Origin of the sequence: Psychrobacter pasteurii, from assembly GCF_900162815.1 — a bacterium.
GTDB classification, from domain to species: domain Bacteria; phylum Pseudomonadota; class Gammaproteobacteria; order Pseudomonadales; family Moraxellaceae; genus Psychrobacter; species Psychrobacter pasteurii.
Map to the genome: position 1 here is coordinate 1 of NZ_FUGD01000071.1, position 16,734 is coordinate 16,734.

Below are 16,734 nucleotides of genomic sequence, written 5' to 3' on the forward strand. Positions count from 1 at the left end.
GAGAGTTACACTACCCAGACCTGCTCGTGCTGCCTTAAAATAAGTGACAGTAGTCCGAAAGGTAGAGCAGGCTTGCGAATAAGAGGATGGGCTTGTGCTAAGTGTGGCACATGGCATGATAGAGATATCAATGCTGCTAAGAACATCCTTGCGGTCGGGCTTGACCGTCTAGATGTAGGAATCCCCTCGGTTTAGCGAGGGGAGGAAGTCAAGATTTCTACGATAATTATTGGCGCTTTTCTTCCTGAAGAAAGTACTCCAGATGACTCTGTAGTAGGATTACTTGCTGGGCTAATTTTATCTATTACGATTATTTATTTATCTATTAAGCAAGGTAAGTCTGCCCAAAAGATAGAAAATAATCAGATTAGGAATCTAACAGCAAAGCCTTTGTTTAATATGGATTTACAGCAGATAAAACCACCAAGCTTAAAGCTAAATAAAACCCCTGACAAAGAGACTGAGGTTAAGAAAAAGCGATCCTTCTTTGAGCAAAGAAGAGTCAGGTCAGAGACTTATAAACAATTAATGCTAATGGCAAGTGATGGAGAAATAAGCCAGGAGGAGGAAGAAAGAATTAAAGAGCTGCTGATGGAGGCAGAGCTTACAGACAAGCAGGAGTTAAAAGGTTTTATTAAAGCTTATAAAAAAGCTTACGAGCATGTTGTGTCTGATGAAGTGGTTACTGAGCAAGAAGACAAAGCACTAGAGCGAATACAAAGACTGTTTAATATCCCGTCTGATATGATTGCGGCAGAGCTACAGGTGTTAGATAAACATAAACTATTAAGGCAGATTCAAAGCGGTATTTTGCCGACTTGTCATACCAATATCATTTTGAAAAAAGATGAAGTTGCTCATTTTAGCTATTTTGCAGATTTAATTGAAGAAAGAGCAGTGAGAGGGCGTTACCAAGGTGGTTCAGCAGGGGTAAGTATTAGAGTGGCAAAGGGAGTTAGCTTTCGAGTGGGGCAGTCTCGGGGTACTTATCAATCAGATAGAGAGCCTGTCGCTGTCAGTTCAGGAAAGCTTATAGTCACTAATAAGCGCATTATTTTTGATGGGGATAAGAAAAGTTTCAATATAACTATTGGGCAACTATTATCTTATGAGGTTTTTGATAATAGCATTTTGGTTAAACCAACACGAGGGAACCCAAGATTGGTTGAATTAAGAGATACAAGCTATGATCCGGATATTTTAGACATGGGAATCAATAGTATTGTTTATAGCTAAACGAGAGAGTAAGTGGTTAAAACTATGTTGGTACTGTAGATCTCAGTACCAACATCTATACCAACAAATATACCGCAATTTTATAAAATTATTCTGAGCTTTAGAAGGAAGGCAGAGTAGGGAGAAAGCGGTAAGATTTAAAATGCCAGTTAAATCAAAAGTTTACAGCCATAAAAAAAGACCTGCCATATTAATATGACAGGTCTTTTTCATGTTTGGTCGGAACGGCAGGATTTGAACCTGCGACCCCTACACCCCCAGTGTAGTGCGCTACCAGACTGCGCTACGCCCCGATGGACAAACTATTTTACTCATAAAAATATTTAATGCAAGCCCTAGCCAGCTATTAACCCAAAATCTCTTTCAAAATCTGGTTAACTTGCTGTGGGTTGGCTTTACCGCGGCTGGCTTTCATTACCTGACCGACTAGACCGTTAAAGGCTTTGGCTTTACCACCTTTGTACTCATCAACCATAGCTTGGTTATTAGCAATAACCTCTTCAACCATGGCCTTAATGGCTCCGGTATCCGTCTCTTGCTTCAAGCCTTTGGCTTCAATAATCTTATCAGCGGCATCTGCGTCTGTACCGCCTTCACCGTCATAAAGTGCAGTAAAGACTTGTTTTGCTAACTTACCTGACAAGGTGTTGTCGTTGAGGCGCTTTAACAAGCCAGCTAACTGTATTTCACTGATAGGAGACTCAATGATACCTTTGTCTTCTTTGTTTAAAGCGCCCAGTAAGTCACCCATGATCCAGTTGGCAGCTAACTTAGCGTGTTCCTTACCTACGGTGTCAAGAACAGCCTCAAAGTAGTCAGCCAGCTCACGGCTACCGGTTAAGATACGCGCATCATACTCTGATAGGCCAAGCTCTTCTTCAAAGCGGGCACGGCGGATAACCGGAAGCTCTGGCATGCTGGCACGAATGGCATCAACAGTTTCTTGTTCGATGCGAACAGGTAGCAAGTCAGGATCTGGAAAGTAGCGGTAATCGTCAGCATCTTCCTTGGTACGCATGATGCGAGTCTCATCCGCTTCTGGATCATAAAGCATGGTGGCCTGAACTACTTTTCCACCATCCTCAATAATGTCGATTTGACGCTCGATTTCACGTTTAATCGCATTTTCGATATTACGGAATGAGTTTAAGTTTTTCAGCTCAGTACGGGTGCCGAACTCTTCGCCAGGTTGACGCACAGATACGTTACAGTCACAGCGGAATGAGCCTTCAGCCATGATAGCGTCTGAGATATCAAGCCAAGTAACCAACTGATGAATGGCTTTAATATAAGCCACTGCTTCGCTTGCTGAACGCATGTCTGGCTCAGACACAATTTCAATCAATGGCGTGCCAGCGCGGTTTAAGTCAACACCTGTCATACCTGCTACAGCATCGTGCACAGATTTACCCGCATCTTCTTCTAAGTGGCCGCGTGTGATACCAATACGTTTGCTATATTCGTTCTTCTCGCCTTCATTAACTACAACATCGATGTAGCCTTTACCAACGATGGGGTTTTCCATCTGGGTAATTTGATAGCCTTTTGGTAGGTCAGGGTAGAAGTAGTTTTTACGGTCAAAGGTATTTAGCATACCAAGCTCTGCATTCACCCCGATACCAAACTTAAGCGCACGCTCAATCAAGCCTGCGTTCAATACAGGAAGTACCCCAGGTAGACCTAAATCAACGATGCTGGCCTGAGTGTTTGGCTCGTTACCAAATTTGGTTGATGAGCTTGAGAAGATTTTACTTTCAGTATTTAGTTGGCAGTGAATTTCAATACCAATGACCACTTCATAGCCGTCAACTAATAATTCTTTGCGAACCGGCTGGTGGGTGGTGTTACTTTCAGTGATAGCAGTCATTAGATGCTCTCCTGTGCAGTAGCAGATAGCTTAGTGTGATAGTCAGTGTGTTGCTGGAAGATGTGAGCGGTAGATAATAGCTTGCTGTCATCCCAGTGATTGCCAATTAATTGCAGACCCACAGGCAAGCCAGATTCAGTGAAGCCAGCAGGGGTACTGATGGCAGGTAGACCGGCTAGGTTAACCCCGATGGTATATACGTCACCTAAGTACATGGTAACTGGGTCTAAAGCGGTATCTAACTTATAGGCCGCAGTAGGGGCGGTTGGGCTAGCAATAACATCACACTTCTCAAAAGCTTTGGTGAAGTCTTCTAAGATTAAGCGGCGTACTTTTTGAGCCTTGGTATAGTAAGCGTCATAGTAACCGGCAGATAGAGCGTAAGTCCCCATCAAGATACGGCGTTGTACTTCATCACCGAACCCTTCAGAGCGGGAGCGGGTGTATAGGTCTTCTGAGTCTTTTGGTTCTTCACAGCGATAACCAAAACGCACCCCATCAAAACGAGATAGGTTTGAAGAGGCTTCAGCAGGAGCCAGCATATAATAAGTGGCTAGCGTAATAGCAGGATCAGTAATGTTTACTTCCACAATAGTAGCGCCTAAGTCTTCGTACTGTTTTAATGCCGCACGAACGTTTGACTCTACTTCTGAATCCAAACCTTGGCCAAAGTATTCTTTTGCCACACCAATGCGTAGACCAGTAAATGGCTTGTTAGCGTCCGCTTGTTCAGCAGCGCTGTGCATCTCTGCGATATAGTCAGGCACATCGCGTTTGATAGACGTGGCATCACGAGGGTCATGGCCCGCCATAGGCTGTAGCAAATAAGCACAGTCTTCAGCAGAGCGGCCAAAAGTACCGGCTTGATCCAAACTTGAAGCATAAGCAATCATACCGAAGCGTGAGACGCTGCCGTAAGTGGGTTTAAAGCCTGTTAGACCACAGAATGAGGCTGGCTGGCGAATAGATCCCCCAGTATCACTACCAGTCGCAAAAGGTACGAAGCCTGCAGCCACAGCAGCAGCAGAGCCGCCTGATGAGCCACCTGGAACACGGCTGGTATCCCATGGGTTATTCACTGCACCATAGTAAGAGCTTTCGTTGTCCGAGCCCATCGCGAACTCGTCCATATTCAGCTTACCTAAGCACACAGCACCCGCTTCACGAATGTTAGATACGATGGTGGCATCATAGGGTGACACAAAGTTGTGTAGCATTTTTGAGCCAGAAGTGGTCAGTAGACCCTTGGTACAAAATAAATCTTTATGAGCCATAGGTAGGCCAAGTAGCGTTGAGGTATCGCCTGCACTGCGCTTTTCATCAGCAGCTTTGGCCGCCTCGCGAGCGCCTTCTTCATCAACGGTAATAAAGCTGTTGATTTTCTCATCAAGTTTATTGATGCGTTTTAAAAAGTGATCAGTCAGTTCCACGCTGCTAAACTGCTGGTTTTTTAGACCATCAGCAAGCTGAGCAACAGATAAGTGATGTAGGTCAGACATATTGGGTGTCCATTATTATTAATTGAAAGTAAGGGTAGAAAATAAAATTATTTGGCTATTCATCATCAGCTGTGGTTTTATAAGCCTTTTTATAAGTTTTCGCTTTAAGCCGGTATTTGTTTTTTAGCCACACTCTGCTTTAACTCAGGTGGGTTTTATTTAATTTTAAGCAAAGCCAAAAATGAAGTAGCGAAATAGACAAGGGGTGTTTAGTCAATAACTTGCGGTACCAGATATAAACCTTGCTCTACAGCAGGAGCCACAGATTGGTTTAATTCACGGTCAATATCTGCATTTGGAATATCAGCACGTAATTCTTGAGCCGCTTCATGTACGTTGGCTAGCGGAGCTAAGTTATCGGTATCTACGCTTGAAAGGGTTTGCATCATGTCTAAGATTTTAGCGATGTCCTCAGCGAAGTTTTGTGCCGCTTCTTCATCTACCGCAAGGCGAGAAAGCTTGGCTACTTCCAAAATATCAGTGGTACAAATTTGATCTTCGCGGTTAGGCGATTGCGGATTTGGTGTGCTATTGGTAGTCATGAGACAAAGCATCCTTTTTGAAATCGGTTAATAGAAAAGTTAGCAAACACAGCGAATAAAAAAGTTAACAAAAATTAGTGCAATAGAAGTTTATCAGACTGTTTTGTCGTATCGGGCTATTATAAAGCAACTGACACTTATTTTCAGTGGTTACCTTGATATGCGATCGGATATTAAAATTGCAAATATTAGTCACATCAGTTTTCAAAATAAGTCACAATAACTCCAAAATTACTATTAACACGGTATCATTATTAGCTAATTAATGATTTTGACATGAGATGTTGCAATTTAATGCTGTATAGTCATATGAAAAATATGATATTTGAATGATTTATCTATAATTAACCGCTATAATTTGCACCACCTGAATATTTGAGCAAATTTTCAAGGATTATTCTTGTCGTCATGCTTTACTTTAGTTAAAGTGTGTCATTTCTATTCGACAAAATCTTAAAATATTTTTTAAAATATTAGACTCTTTTTTTTGAGAGCCAGTCTCTGCTTATTGAATGCACGGGATGATGACGCTACTCTTTAACTCGCAATACGCTGGAACACGATACATGAACCCGTTTGGATTTCTATCTAACAATATCGCCATTGACCTTGGTACTGCCAATACATTGATTTATGCGCCTGGAAAGGGTGTGGTTCTCGACGAGCCTACCGTAGTGGCTCTGCGTAGTAATCGTACTCAGAACCCAACGGTAGCTGCTGTCGGCATTGATGCAAAGCAAATGCTAGGTCGTACTCCCGATAATATTACCGCAATTCGACCTTTAAAAGATGGGGTTATTGCAGATTTTGAGGTGACTCAAAAAATGCTAAAACACTTCATCAATAAAGTGAAAGCCAGACGCTTTTTGGCTCAGCCCAACGTTGTGGTTTGTGTGCCTTGCAAATCTACTTTAGTTGAGCGTCGCGCTATTCGTGAAGCGGTATCTTCAGCGGGGGCTAACAAGGTTTTCTTATTAGAGGAGCCTATGGCAGCAGCAATCGGTGCAGATTTACCCGTTCATGAAGCCAGTGGGTCAATGGTTGTAGATATCGGTGGTGGTACCACAGAGATTGCAGTTATTTCACTATCAGGTTGTGTCTATGCAGATTCAATCCGTATTGGTGGCGATATCTTTGATGAAGCGATTATCACTCATGTACGCCGTAACCATGGCTGTGTGATTGGTGAAACTACTGCTGAGCGTATTAAGCAAAGCGTAGGTTCTGCCATTGATGAAGACGCTAAGCTTGAAGTTGAAGTTCGTGGTCGTAGCATGGCAGAAGGGGTGCCTAAGACTCTAACCGTAACTTCTGAAGAAATCCAAAAAGCCTTAAGCGACTCATTAACCGGTATCGTTAGTGCAGTTAAAACCGCTCTTGAGCAAACCCCACCTGAATTGTCATCAGATATCGCTGAGCGTGGTATTGTGTTGACTGGTGGCGGTGCCTTGCTACGTAACTTTGATAAATTATTGTCAAAAGAGACTGGTCTTCCAGTGACTGTGGCTGAAGATCCGTTAACGTGTGTGAGCCGTGGTGGTGGTGCTGCATTGGCCTTTATTAATAACAAAAGTTTAAATATGATTTTTGTATAGTCTATAAGTTTGTAAGTTCACTATGCCAACGACCCTCTTTGCTCAGTACAATCTTACTTTAAAAAAAACGGCGGCCGTATTATTGGTCGCTATGGTTTTGATGTTACTGGACAGCAAAAATCCTGACTGGTTTAATCCCATACGCGATACTAGCCATTCAGCGATGCAGCCCATTTATCAAATGTCGGTACTGCCAACCTTTGTCAGTCACTGGGCAGACGGGACTTTGATGAGTAAAGAGGCATTACGCCGTGAAAATGTGCAATTGCATGCCCAGTTGTTACATGCTCAGGCGAAGCTACAACAGCAAGATTATGTGTTGGCTCAAAATGCGCGTTTGCAAGGTATTTTATCTACCACTAAGCCGGATCAGTATGAATTAAATTTGGCGCAGGTGATTGGTACTGATACCAACCCCTTAAAGCAAATTGTGGTATTAAACAAAGGCAGTAAAGATGGCGTACAAGTCGGGCAAACTGCCATTGATGAAAATGGTATCCTGGGCCAAATCATCAATGTCTATCCCAATACCAGTCGCTTGCTACTGATTACCGATGAGCTTCAATCTGTGTCGGTTACTGTTAGAAGAACAGGTCAGCGTGCTATTGTTACTGGAGAGGGGACACCAAGCTCACTGAAGCTTGATTATATTTTCAAAACTTCAGATATTCGAGTGGGTGATGAATTAATCTCTTCAGGTCTAGGGGGCCGTTTTCCAGCCGGCTACCGTGTAGGACGTGTAGAGTATATCAACCCTGAACAAAACGAAAACTTCATGAATATTGAAGTGACGCCGGCAGCTGACTTCGTTAACAGCTCTTATGTGTTAATTATGCAAGACAGTGAACATGCGCCCAACTATAGAGACGATAGATTCACAGGCTCTTTAGAACTTACACAGACCCCTTATGTTCCTCCTAGCCGCTCTCCTGATGCTAAGTGAGTGACACAATAATGTCTGTTAGCCTACCTCTACAGCCCAGTTTTTGCCCTCAAGTTTTAAAGCCTAGCTTGTCAGCTAGGCAACAAGGGTTTGCCGGTGTTGTTTTTGACCTCATTTTTCTCATGACCTGTCCCCTCATAAATAGTCATTGCCTAAGCTTATCTATTGAGGCTTCTTAAAAGGCGCTACTGCTATTATGATGAAAACTCCTTTAAGTCCCTTCCAGTCGTTGATGTTAGTTATTGCAAGCTTTGTAGTAGCTTCTGTGATCAATATCTATCCTATGGGACTAGAAGCCTCCTTACTGCGCCCAATGGCCCTCATTATGGTGCTGATTTTTTGGTTAATATTTAAGCCAAAATATGTGGGAGTGGTGACCGCTTTTACCATTGGGATTATCTCAGATTTGCTATTAGACACGCGCTTAGGTCAGCAAGCCTTTGCTGCTGTGATTATGGCTTTTTGTGTTAGGTTTCTAGGGCAGTATATTAAAGAGTTGAATTTATCTATGGCTTGGGGTGTGGCAACCATTGCCTTAATAGTTTTTCAGGTCATTCTATGGTCGGTGCAATATCTTACCCAGAACATATTTTTTGCCAACGCCTTATTTAGTTTATTAATTAGTATCGTTACCTGGCCTTTGGTATTTTTATCCCTGCACCGTTTTATAAGAAAATACTAATTATAATAAAGTCCTAGGACAACTCCCGCTATCTTGGCTTGAACAGGCCTACACTTGAATTAAGCCCTCTTAACTTCCTGAAAATCTTGAGCATGTAATGAAAATTATTCTGGCTTCTACTTCTCCTCGTCGTCAACAATTATTAGCTTTGGCAGATATTGACTTTGTTACTCAAGCGGTAGAGGTCGATGAAAGTGTGCTGCCCGATGAGACGCCTCAGGATTACATTGTCCGAATGGTGCAAGCTAAGGCAGCAGCTGCTGGACAAGACCTGACTGAGCTGTATGAGACAGGGGAGGGTCATTACTTAGTGATAACCTCAGACACTATCGGTGTGCTTGCTGATGGGGTATCTATATTAGTAAAGCCCACTGACAAGGCGGATGCCTTTGCTATGTGGCAAAAGATGTCTAATACTCAGCATGCGGTTTGGACGGCAGTTCAGTTAACTGTGTTTGATAACAAAGGCAACTCGCTACACACAGAAAACATCTTAGAGAAGACAGAAGTTACTTTTGTTGAGTTGGATGAGCCTGCCATGGAAGCTTACTGGGCCAGTGGTGAGCCTGCTGATAAAGCTGGGGGCTATGCCATTCAGGGCAAAGGCGCAGCTTGGGTAGAGCGTATCAATGGTAGCTACTCTAATGTGGTAGGGCTTCCTTTATCACAGACCTTGGTAGCAATTAAAAATATTGAGAAGAAGGTAGCAGGCTTATAGTAGACGAGATAACAATTTTTTAGCGTCAGTGGTACACTGGGGCTAATAAAAAGATATTTTCGTCATTTGCTATAAAGGCAAAATATCTCGCTATAATTAGTTGTCTTTACCAAAATATATTTAACCAATAATAAGATAAAAAGGTCTGCTATGTCAGAAGAGCTACTCATTAATGTCAGCCCAATGGAATCTCGAGTTGCCGTTTTGGACAATGGCGTGGTCAGCGAGGTTTATATTGAGCGTCATAATAAGCTTGGCTTGGTGGGCAATATTTATTTGGGCACAGTCGTCCGTGTTCTACCGGGTATGCAAGCGGCGTTTGTGGAAATTGGGCAGTCTCGTACTGCTTTTTTGCACGTCAATGATATGCGCCGATTACCTCGGCCAACGGTCATAGAAGATAAGACTTCTGCCGCCCGCCATCATAATAAACAAGAGCCTACGGTTTTAACCAGTATTCCTGTCGACCGCTCTGAGCATATTGCCGAAAACAAGTCGGGTGAATCTTCCTCATCAGAGTCTGAGCTGGCTAATTCTTCCAAAGTAGAGGTGGAGCCAGGCAGTCTTAGAGAAAAGAAATCTGCCTTGGCTGATGAAACTGAAAATCTGCAAAGTGACTTGCTGGATAACTCTTTATTAGATAACGACTCCCCCGATAAAGTGGGCAATGCGATTACTCAAGTAGAGACGCCGCCTACTGCTGCTAAGGAACGTCAAATCATTGAGCCGCCACGTCACGAACTGATTCAGTATCGCTTGCATGAAGGCCAAAAAATTCTGGTGCAGGTCACCAAAGACCAATTAGGCACCAAAGGCGCGCGTCTTACCACCAACATCTCTTTGCCATCTCGCTATTTGGTTTATTTGCCTTCTAGCGAGCATATTGGTATTTCGCAGCGTATCGATAATGAAGAAGAGCGTCACCGCTTAAAGACAGAGCTGTCACAGCTGATGCAAACCGTTAACTTGACGGGCGGGCTTATCGCGCGTACAGCAGCAGAGCGGGTCCCTGTGGCCAAGCTTGAAGAGGATATTTATTACTTAGTACAGCTATGGCGTACCATTCAAGCGCGCAAAGAGGCTTCAGCAGGCAGTGGTAAAACAGCGGTTCTGATTTATCAAGAGCTCTCCTTGCCACTGCGCTCAATTCGAGATTTGGTACACCCAGATACCGAAAAGGTCATCGTTGATCATGAAGGCATGTATAACGAAGTGCGTCAGTTTGCCAAAGAGTTTGTGCCTTTTATTTATCCGCGTATTTTACCTTATATGGGGGAGCAGCCTTTATTCGATGTGCATCGGGTAGAGGAGGACTTAAGAGATGCGCTAAAGCGTCGGGTGGATTTAAAGTCGGGCGGTTATCTAATTATTGACCAAACCGAGGCGATGACCACCATTGATGTCAACACAGGCTCGTTTGTCGGTGGTCGCTCGCTTGAGGACACGGTATACAAAACCAACTTAGAAGCCACTCACGCCATTGCTAGGCAGCTTAGGTTGCGTAACTTGGGCGGCATCATCATTCTTGACTTTATCGATATGTTAGAGCAAGAGCATAAAGATGATGTGCTAGAGAGTTTGCAGCATCAGCTGTCTCAAGATTATGCCAAGACCAAGATTACTCAAGTCAGTGAGCTTGGGTTGGTTGAGATGACCCGCAAGCGCACCCGTGAGTCATTAGAACAGCAGCTGTGTGAGCCTTGTAAGACTTGTGAGGGTAAGGGCTTTATCAAGACCGCTGAGACGGTGTGCTTTGAGATTTTCCGTGAGATTATGCGCTGTGCACGCACCTATAACTCACCGAAGAAGTTCACTGTCGTTGCTCATGCCTCTGTCATTGATTTACTGCTGTCTTCTGAGGCAGACACTGTCGCTGACCTGGAGTATTTATTAGGTAGAGTCATCACTTTTGAGGTAGAAAACCTATACACCCAAGAGCAATATGACATCGTTTTAGATTGATAATTAAGGGCGAGATAGAGAAGGGGGCAGTAAGTGTTATTAAAATGTAAAAGTGACAATTTATTCCCCTTTTATCCTCATTAAAACTTAGGAATACCCTTGCAATCGATTATCAAGTGTGTATAATACAACCCACTGAATTTATATGAGCGTTTCAAGTAAGTGTGATCAAATACGGCAGCGTATTGAACTGTAATCACTTGTAAAGCTTGACGTTAATACAGCTGAAGCATCGTTTTCGGCACTAATTTCATTCTTCTTTGCTACCTTCCTATATGGAAATGGTGGGCAAGGATTAAACTTATTTTGTTTTTTGAATTGTTGAATGTGATTAATCTCACGATTTAACCAAAGAATAAATCATTTATATAACGGCTATTTATCATTCAAGACCTACCATTAGGGTAGCAACGATGATAAAACCACTTATTAGGAGCTTGCTGGCATGGCTAACCAGAGAATCCGTATCCGACTAAAGTCTTTTGATCATAGATTGATCGATCAGTCGGCACAAGAGATTGTCGATACCGCAAAGCGCACTGGTGCGCAAGTTTGTGGTCCTGTACCGTTGCCTACTCGCATCGAGCGTTTCAACGTCCTAACCTCGCCACACGTCAACAAAGACGCGCGAGATCAGTACGAGATTCGTACTCATAAGCGTATGCTTGACATCGTGCAACCTACTGATAAAACAGTTGACGCATTGATGAAATTGGACTTGGCTGCTGGTGTAGACGTTCAAATCGCATTGGGTTAATCAAAAGCGCGTATATTTAAGCGTAATGATTAATGAGACGCGACTTTTAGAAATTACCCCAAACTATTAATTGAAGATATAAAGAGGTTTAACATGGCGATCGGTTTAGTCGGTAAGAAATGCGGCATGACCCGTGTCTTCACTGAAACAGGCGCTTCTATCCCTGTAACGGTTGTTGAGGTCGATGCAAACCGCATTACTCAAATTAAAACCAATGACACTGACGGCTATCAAGCCATCCAAGTAACCACTGGTGAGCGTCGTGACAGCCGCGTAACTGCAGCACAAAAAGGTCACTTTGCTAAAGCTGGCGTTAAAGCTGGCCGTGGTACATGGGAATTCCGTGTTACAGAAGAAGAACTTGAAGGACGTGAAGCGGGTAGCGAAATTGCTGCTGACCTATTCGAAGCAGGGCAACTTGTTGATGTTACAGGTCAAAGTAAAGGTAAAGGCTTCCAAGGTGGCGTAAAACGTCATAACTTTAGTATGCAAGATGCTACGCACGGTAACTCAGTATCGCATCGCGTATTGGGTTCAACAGGTCAGAACCAAAGCCCAGGTAAAGTTTTCAAAGGTAAGAAAATGCCAGGGCAAATGGGTAACAAACGTGTTACCGTTCAAGGACTTGAAGTCGTGTCAGTAGACGCTGAAAAAGGTCTTCTAGTCATTAAAGGTGCCATTCCAGGTGCCAATGGTGGCGATGTCATCGTACGTCCGTCAATCAAAGCCTAAGCAAGGGGATTAACGTGAATTTAAAAACTGTTACAGGCGCAGCGGTTGAGCTGTCTGACACGGCATTTGGTCGTGAATTCAACGAAGCCCTCGTTCACCAAGTCGTCACTGCTTATTTAGCAGGCGCACGTCAAGGTAGCCGCGCACAAAAGACTCGTGCTGAAGTTTCTGGCGGTGGTAAGAAACCATGGCGTCAAAAAGGTACTGGCCGTGCACGTGCTGGTTCTACGCGCAGCCCAATCTGGGTTGGTGGTGGTCGAGCGTTTGCTGCTAAGCCACAAGACTGGTCACAAAAAGTGAACCGTAAAATGTATCGCGGTGCGATGCAGTGTATCTTAGCCGAGTTAGTTCGCCAAGATCGTCTAATTTTAGTTGAAGACATCACTGTTTCAGCTCCAAAGACAAAAGAACTAATTAGCAAATTGGAAGAACTTAATGCACCACGTGCATTAATCGTGACCAATGAAGTTGATGAGAATCTATACTTAGCTGCCCGCAACATTCCACATGTGAATGTACTTGGTACTAACGAAGTGGATCCTGTTAGCTTGATTGCGTTTGATAAAGTCATCATGTCTGTTGACGCAGCGAAACAATTTGAGGAAGCACTAGCATGAATAACGCAAGACTTTATCAGGTCTTAAAAGGGCCTGTGTTCTCAGAAAAATCTCAGCTGTTAGGTGACTCACTAGGTGTGCAGGTTTTCAAAGTTGATAACAATGCCACTAAGCGTGAAATCAAAAAAGCAGTCGAGTTAATGTTTGAAGGTGTGGAAGTTACTAAGGTAAACACCTTAAATGTTAAAGGTAAAACAAAGCGCTTTGGTCGCACTGTAGGTCGTCGTAATGACTATAAAAAAGCCTATGTGACTTTAAAAGCTGGTCAAGATGTACAAATGGCTGATGCTGGTGAAGAGATTGCAGACAATGCAGCTTCTACTAGCGAAACAGCGAACAACGAATAAGGATACAAATCATGCCTATCGTAAAAGCAAAGCCAACATCACCAGGTCGCCGTTTTGTTGAAAAAGTGGTGCATCCACACCTTTACAAAGGTCGTCCGCATGCCCCACTTGTTGAAGCACAAGGTAGATCAGGTGGTCGTAATAACAATGGTCGTATTACGTCACGTCATATTGGTGGTGGACACAAGCAACACTATCGTATTATCGACTTCAAGCGTACTAAAGACAATATCCCAGCAACGGTAGAGCGTATTGAATACGATCCAAACCGTACTGCACATATTGCATTACTTAAGTATGCTGACGGTGAGCGTCGTTATATCATCGCTCCTAAGAAACTTAAAGTTGGCGATACTGTAATGTCAGGTGAGTCATCACCTATTCGTCCAGGTAACTGCTTACCACTTAAAAACATCCCTGTAGGTACTACTATCAGTAGTATCGAACTAAAAATCGGTAAAGGCGCGCAATTAGCTCGTTCAGCTGGTGCTTCAGTTCAACTACTAGGTAAAGATGGTATTTACGCAATTATCCGTTTACGCTCTGGCGAAACTCGCCGTGTACACGTAAATTGCCGTGCAGTTATTGGTGAAAACTCTAACTCTGAAAATAACCTAAAATCACTTGGTAAAGCAGGTGCAGCACGTTGGCGTGGCGTTCGTCCACAGACTCGCGGTACTGCGATGAACCCGATTGATCACCCACACGGTGGTGGTGAAGGTCGCACAATGGGTAAACATCCAACTACGCCATGGGGTCAGAAGACCAAAGGTCTTAAAACGCGTCACAATAAGCGTACTGACAGTATGATCATCCGTCGCCGTCGCGCCAAGAAGAAATAAAGGAAAATTTCATGCCTCGTTCATTGAAAAAAGGTCCATTCATTGATGCGCATCTGTTTGCCAAAGTAGAAAAAGCTGTTGAGTCTAACTCACGCAAGCCAATCAAAACTTGGTCACGTCGCTCGATGATTCTGCCACAAATGGTTGGTCTAACAATTTCTGTTCATAATGGTCGTACACACGTACCGGTTATCATTAGTGAGCAAATGGTTGGCCATAAACTAGGTGAATTTGCCCCGACTCGCACATATCGCGGTCATGGCTTTGACAAGAAAGCAAAAAAATAAGGTGCTCACTATGGAAGTAACTGCAAAATTACGCGGTGCCGCCATTTCGGCACAGAAAGTTCGACTTGTCGCAGATGAAGTTCGTGGTAAGTCTATTGAGCGTGCTTTGGATATCCTTGCGTTCAGCAATAAAAAAGGCGCAGTATTCGTTAAGAAATGTCTTGAGTCTGCTATCGCTAATGCTGAACACAACCACGGTTTAGATATCGATACGCTTAAAGTATCAACTATCTATGTGGATGAAGGCATCACGCTAAAGCGTATCCTACCACGTGCAAAGGGTCGTGCTGATCGTATCAGTAAGCGTACCTGTCACATCACTGTTAAGGTAGGAGAATAATTCATGGGACAAAAAGTACATCCAATCGGAATTCGTCTTGGTGTTGTAAAAAAACACAACGCTAACTGGTATGCAGACCCAAAACAATATTCTGAATACCTACTTAACGATCTACAAGTACGTGACTATCTTCGCAAGAAGCTAGACAATGCTATGATTAGCCACATTTTGATTGAGCGTCCTACTGGCGCTGCTAAAATCACAATCTCAACGGCTCGTCCAGGTATCGTTATTGGTAAGAAAGGCGAAGATATTGAGAAGTTACAAAAAGAATTAACCAAAATGATGGGCGTACCAGCTCAGGTTAATATCGAAGAAATTACTTCTCCAGATTTAGATGCTCGTCTAGTTGCTGAAGGTATCGCTAGCCAACTAGAACGCCGTGTTATGTTCCGTCGTGCTATGAAGCGCGCAGTACAAAACAGCATGCGTTCTGGCGCTCAAGGTATTAAAGTTGAACTGTCTGGTCGTTTAGGCGGTGCTGAGATCGCTCGTACTGAGTGGTATCGTGAAGGTCGTGTACCTTTACACACTCTACGTGCAGATATCGATTATGCATCAGTTCGTGCAGAGACTACTTACGGAACCATCGGTGTTAAAGTATGGATTTTCCGTGGTGAAATTCTAGATGGTATGGATAGCGTTTATAATCCACCTAAAGAAGATAAGACTCGTGCGCCAAAACGCCGCGGCCGTGGAAACCGTCGCAATTCAGACAGAGCAAACACAGATAGAGGTTAAGCTATGTTACAACCAAAACGTACCAAATTTCGTAAAATGCATAAAGGGCGTAACACGGGTTTAGCACATCGTGGTAGCACTGTTGCATTTGGTCAGTTTGGCTTAAAATCAGTTGGCCGTGGTCGCATGACTGCTCGTCAAATTGAAGCCGCACGTCGTACTATTACTCGTAAGGTTAAGCGTGGTGGTAAAATCTGGATTCGTGTATTCCCAGACAAACCAATCACCAACAAACCATTAGAAGTTCGTATGGGTAAAGGTAAAGGTCCTGTAGAATACTGGGTATGCGAAATCAAACCAGGTAAAATGCTTTATGAGATCGAAGGGGTTTCAGAAGAATTAGCACGCGAAGCGTTCACGCTTGCAGCAGCTAAGCTTCCCTTCAAAACTACCATTGTTAAGCGGACGATAATGTAATGAAGATCAGTGAATTACGAGACAAATCAGTAGAAGAGCTGACTGGATTACTAGACGAGAAGCAACTTGATGCATTCCGTCTTCGTATGGCGAAAGCCACCGGTCAACTAGGTAGCACACACGAAGTCAAAGCAAATCGCCGTGCGATTGCTCAAATTAAGACTTTGATTAATGAGAAACAAAGAGGCGCCTAATGAGTAACGATATTCAACAAACCGAAGGTGTAGGTATTGTTACTGGTAAGGTTGTCAGTAACAAGATGGATAAGTCTATTACAGTGCTAATCGAGCGTAAAGTTCGTCACCCACTATATGGCAAACAGATCCGTCGTTCTACAAAAATTAAAGCCCACGACGAAAACAATGTCTGTAAAGAAGGTGACGTGGTTCGTATTATTGAAACACGCCCAATCTCTAAGACTAAGTCTTGGAAACTAGTTGACGTTGTGGAAACAGCGGAAAAAATATAAGCAAATTGCAATTGGCAATAATTACTGGTAAAATACGTCCCCTTTATGGCGACATACCAGATTAGTGAATACTTCATGTGGTTTTCTATAATTGCATGAAGTTATTCACCAGTATTGTTATTGCCTGTTGTATATGATTGG

Annotated in this window: 20 protein-coding genes, 1 tRNA gene and 1 pseudogene; 18 read left to right on the top strand and 4 right to left on the bottom strand. The window is 43.4% G+C overall.

The genetic code is table 11. The annotated features are described in order from the left end of the window. Window positions 1–195 (top strand): zinc ribbon domain-containing protein (locus tag A1232T_RS05270; protein ID WP_143513954.1); only part of this gene is annotated, 195 nt, incomplete at its 5' end. A gap of 204 nt (window positions 196–399) precedes the next feature. After that, on the top strand, window positions 400–1,236 hold the full coding sequence (locus A1232T_RS05275) for a tellurite resistance TerB family protein (protein WP_077448441.1): 837 nt from the start codon (window positions 400–402) through the stop codon (window positions 1,234–1,236). A gap of 216 nt (window positions 1,237–1,452) precedes the next feature. Here A1232T_RS05275 and A1232T_RS05280 read toward each other — a convergent pair. The 4 genes from A1232T_RS05280 to gatC all read right to left on the bottom strand — a co-directional run bounded on the left by A1232T_RS05280 (window position 1,453) and on the right by gatC (window position 5,144). Beyond that, a tRNA-Pro gene (locus A1232T_RS05280) sits at window positions 1,453–1,529 on the bottom strand. Between the two features lie 53 nt (window positions 1,530–1,582). Then, entirely contained in the window at window positions 1,583–3,103 is a 1,521-nt protein-coding gene (gene gatB / locus A1232T_RS05285) for an Asp-tRNA(Asn)/Glu-tRNA(Gln) amidotransferase subunit GatB (RefSeq protein ID WP_077448442.1), read from the bottom strand. Further along, window positions 3,103–4,602 (bottom strand): Asp-tRNA(Asn)/Glu-tRNA(Gln) amidotransferase subunit GatA, encoded by a 1,500-nt coding sequence (gene gatA, locus A1232T_RS05290; RefSeq protein WP_077448443.1) that lies wholly within the window; start codon window positions 4,600–4,602, stop codon window positions 3,103–3,105. Before gatA ends, gatB begins: the two co-directional genes overlap by 1 nt. 209 nt (window positions 4,603–4,811) lie before the next feature. Then, window positions 4,812–5,144: an Asp-tRNA(Asn)/Glu-tRNA(Gln) amidotransferase subunit GatC gene (gatC, locus tag A1232T_RS05295; RefSeq protein ID WP_208606916.1), complete on the bottom strand. Its 333-nt coding sequence runs from the start codon at window positions 5,142–5,144 to the stop codon at window positions 4,812–4,814. A gap of 566 nt (window positions 5,145–5,710) precedes the next feature. Here gatC and A1232T_RS05300 point away from each other — a divergent pair. The 16 genes and pseudogenes from A1232T_RS05300 (at window position 5,711) to rpsQ (ending at window position 16,593) form a co-directional block, all read left to right on the top strand. Beyond that, entirely contained in the window at window positions 5,711–6,739 is a 1,029-nt protein-coding gene (locus A1232T_RS05300) for a rod shape-determining protein (RefSeq protein WP_077448444.1), read from the top strand. 22 nt (window positions 6,740–6,761) lie between these two features. Continuing rightward, a complete protein-coding gene (gene mreC / locus A1232T_RS05305) occupies window positions 6,762–7,682 on the top strand; it encodes a rod shape-determining protein MreC (protein WP_077448445.1) in 921 nt (306 codons plus the stop codon). A 196-nt stretch (window positions 7,683–7,878) separates the two neighbouring features. Continuing rightward, window positions 7,879–8,364: a rod shape-determining protein MreD gene (gene mreD, locus A1232T_RS05310; protein WP_077448446.1), complete on the top strand. Its 486-nt coding sequence runs from the start codon at window positions 7,879–7,881 to the stop codon at window positions 8,362–8,364. 97 nt (window positions 8,365–8,461) lie between these two features. After that, window positions 8,462–9,082 carry a Maf family protein gene (locus A1232T_RS05315; RefSeq protein ID WP_077448447.1) on the top strand — a complete coding sequence of 207 codons (621 nt, stop codon included), beginning with the start codon at window positions 8,462–8,464 and terminating at the stop codon, window positions 9,080–9,082. Between the two features lie 150 nt (window positions 9,083–9,232). Beyond that, window positions 9,233–11,044 carry an Rne/Rng family ribonuclease gene (locus tag A1232T_RS05320; protein ID WP_077448448.1) on the top strand — a complete coding sequence of 604 codons (1,812 nt, stop codon included), beginning with the start codon at window positions 9,233–9,235 and terminating at the stop codon, window positions 11,042–11,044. 445 nt (window positions 11,045–11,489) lie between these two features. Continuing rightward, window positions 11,490–11,801 carry a 30S ribosomal protein S10 gene (gene rpsJ, locus A1232T_RS05325; protein ID WP_007394248.1) on the top strand — a complete coding sequence of 104 codons (312 nt, stop codon included), beginning with the start codon at window positions 11,490–11,492 and terminating at the stop codon, window positions 11,799–11,801. A 93-nt stretch (window positions 11,802–11,894) separates the two neighbouring features. Further along, a complete protein-coding gene (gene rplC / locus A1232T_RS05330) occupies window positions 11,895–12,533 on the top strand; it encodes a 50S ribosomal protein L3 (RefSeq protein WP_077448449.1) in 639 nt (212 codons plus the stop codon). Between the two features lie 14 nt (window positions 12,534–12,547). Further along, on the top strand, window positions 12,548–13,150 hold the full coding sequence (rplD, locus tag A1232T_RS05335) for a 50S ribosomal protein L4 (protein ID WP_077448450.1): 603 nt from the start codon (window positions 12,548–12,550) through the stop codon (window positions 13,148–13,150). Next, window positions 13,147–13,497, top strand: a complete 351-nt coding sequence (gene rplW, locus A1232T_RS05340) for a 50S ribosomal protein L23 (RefSeq protein WP_011959715.1) — start codon at window positions 13,147–13,149, stop codon at window positions 13,495–13,497. Before rplD ends, rplW begins: the two co-directional genes overlap by 4 nt. Before the next feature lie 11 nt (window positions 13,498–13,508). Next, a complete protein-coding gene (gene rplB / locus A1232T_RS05345; RefSeq protein ID WP_077448451.1) occupies window positions 13,509–14,339 on the top strand; it encodes a 50S ribosomal protein L2 in 831 nt (276 codons plus the stop codon). A gap of 11 nt (window positions 14,340–14,350) precedes the next feature. Continuing rightward, window positions 14,351–14,626 (top strand): 30S ribosomal protein S19, encoded by a 276-nt coding sequence (gene rpsS / locus A1232T_RS05350; RefSeq protein ID WP_007394243.1) that lies wholly within the window; start codon window positions 14,351–14,353, stop codon window positions 14,624–14,626. A gap of 10 nt (window positions 14,627–14,636) precedes the next feature. Further along, window positions 14,637–14,966: a 50S ribosomal protein L22 gene (gene rplV / locus A1232T_RS05355; RefSeq protein ID WP_011959717.1), complete on the top strand. Its 330-nt coding sequence runs from the start codon at window positions 14,637–14,639 to the stop codon at window positions 14,964–14,966. Between the two features lie 3 nt (window positions 14,967–14,969). Next, window positions 14,970–15,771: pseudogene (gene rpsC, locus A1232T_RS05360) on the top strand (30S ribosomal protein S3). Further along, a complete protein-coding gene (rplP, locus tag A1232T_RS05365) occupies window positions 15,711–16,124 on the top strand; it encodes a 50S ribosomal protein L16 (RefSeq protein WP_011959719.1) in 414 nt (137 codons plus the stop codon). The pseudogene rpsC and the gene rplP overlap by 61 nt, the downstream one beginning before the upstream one ends. Beyond that, window positions 16,124–16,318 carry a 50S ribosomal protein L29 gene (gene rpmC, locus A1232T_RS05370; RefSeq protein ID WP_028858245.1) on the top strand — a complete coding sequence of 65 codons (195 nt, stop codon included), beginning with the start codon at window positions 16,124–16,126 and terminating at the stop codon, window positions 16,316–16,318. The genes rplP and rpmC overlap by 1 nt, the downstream gene beginning before the upstream one ends. Beyond that, on the top strand, window positions 16,318–16,593 hold the full coding sequence (gene rpsQ / locus A1232T_RS05375) for a 30S ribosomal protein S17 (RefSeq protein WP_037031557.1): 276 nt from the start codon (window positions 16,318–16,320) through the stop codon (window positions 16,591–16,593). The genes rpmC and rpsQ overlap by 1 nt, the downstream gene beginning before the upstream one ends. Window positions 16,594–16,734 lie beyond the last annotated feature (141 nt).

Coding starts and splice junctions, on each gene's coding strand:
- rplC (WP_077448449.1), top strand. CDS start 11,895: ATGGCGATCGGTTTAGTCGGTAAGAAATGCGGCATGACCCGTGTCTTC.
- rpsQ (WP_037031557.1), top strand. CDS start 16,318: ATGAGTAACGATATTCAACAAACCGAAGGTGTAGGTATTGTTACTGGT.
- rplV (WP_011959717.1), top strand. CDS start 14,637: ATGGAAGTAACTGCAAAATTACGCGGTGCCGCCATTTCGGCACAGAAA.
- mreC (WP_077448445.1), top strand. CDS start 6,762: ATGCCAACGACCCTCTTTGCTCAGTACAATCTTACTTTAAAAAAAACG.
- gatC (WP_208606916.1), bottom strand. CDS start 5,144: ATGACTACCAATAGCACACCAAATCCGCAATCGCCTAACCGCGAAGAT.
- rplP (WP_011959719.1), top strand. CDS start 15,711: ATGTTACAACCAAAACGTACCAAATTTCGTAAAATGCATAAAGGGCGT.
- rpsS (WP_007394243.1), top strand. CDS start 14,351: ATGCCTCGTTCATTGAAAAAAGGTCCATTCATTGATGCGCATCTGTTT.
- gatB (WP_077448442.1), bottom strand. CDS start 3,103: ATGACTGCTATCACTGAAAGTAACACCACCCACCAGCCGGTTCGCAAA.
- A1232T_RS05275 (WP_077448441.1), top strand. CDS start 400: ATGGATTTACAGCAGATAAAACCACCAAGCTTAAAGCTAAATAAAACC.
- rpsJ (WP_007394248.1), top strand. CDS start 11,490: ATGGCTAACCAGAGAATCCGTATCCGACTAAAGTCTTTTGATCATAGA.
- mreD (WP_077448446.1), top strand. CDS start 7,879: ATGATGAAAACTCCTTTAAGTCCCTTCCAGTCGTTGATGTTAGTTATT.
- A1232T_RS05315 (WP_077448447.1), top strand. CDS start 8,462: ATGAAAATTATTCTGGCTTCTACTTCTCCTCGTCGTCAACAATTATTA.
- rplW (WP_011959715.1), top strand. CDS start 13,147: ATGAATAACGCAAGACTTTATCAGGTCTTAAAAGGGCCTGTGTTCTCA.
- A1232T_RS05300 (WP_077448444.1), top strand. CDS start 5,711: ATGAACCCGTTTGGATTTCTATCTAACAATATCGCCATTGACCTTGGT.
- A1232T_RS05320 (WP_077448448.1), top strand. CDS start 9,233: ATGTCAGAAGAGCTACTCATTAATGTCAGCCCAATGGAATCTCGAGTT.
- rplB (WP_077448451.1), top strand. CDS start 13,509: ATGCCTATCGTAAAAGCAAAGCCAACATCACCAGGTCGCCGTTTTGTT.
- gatA (WP_077448443.1), bottom strand. CDS start 4,602: ATGTCTGACCTACATCACTTATCTGTTGCTCAGCTTGCTGATGGTCTA.
- rpmC (WP_028858245.1), top strand. CDS start 16,124: ATGAAGATCAGTGAATTACGAGACAAATCAGTAGAAGAGCTGACTGGA.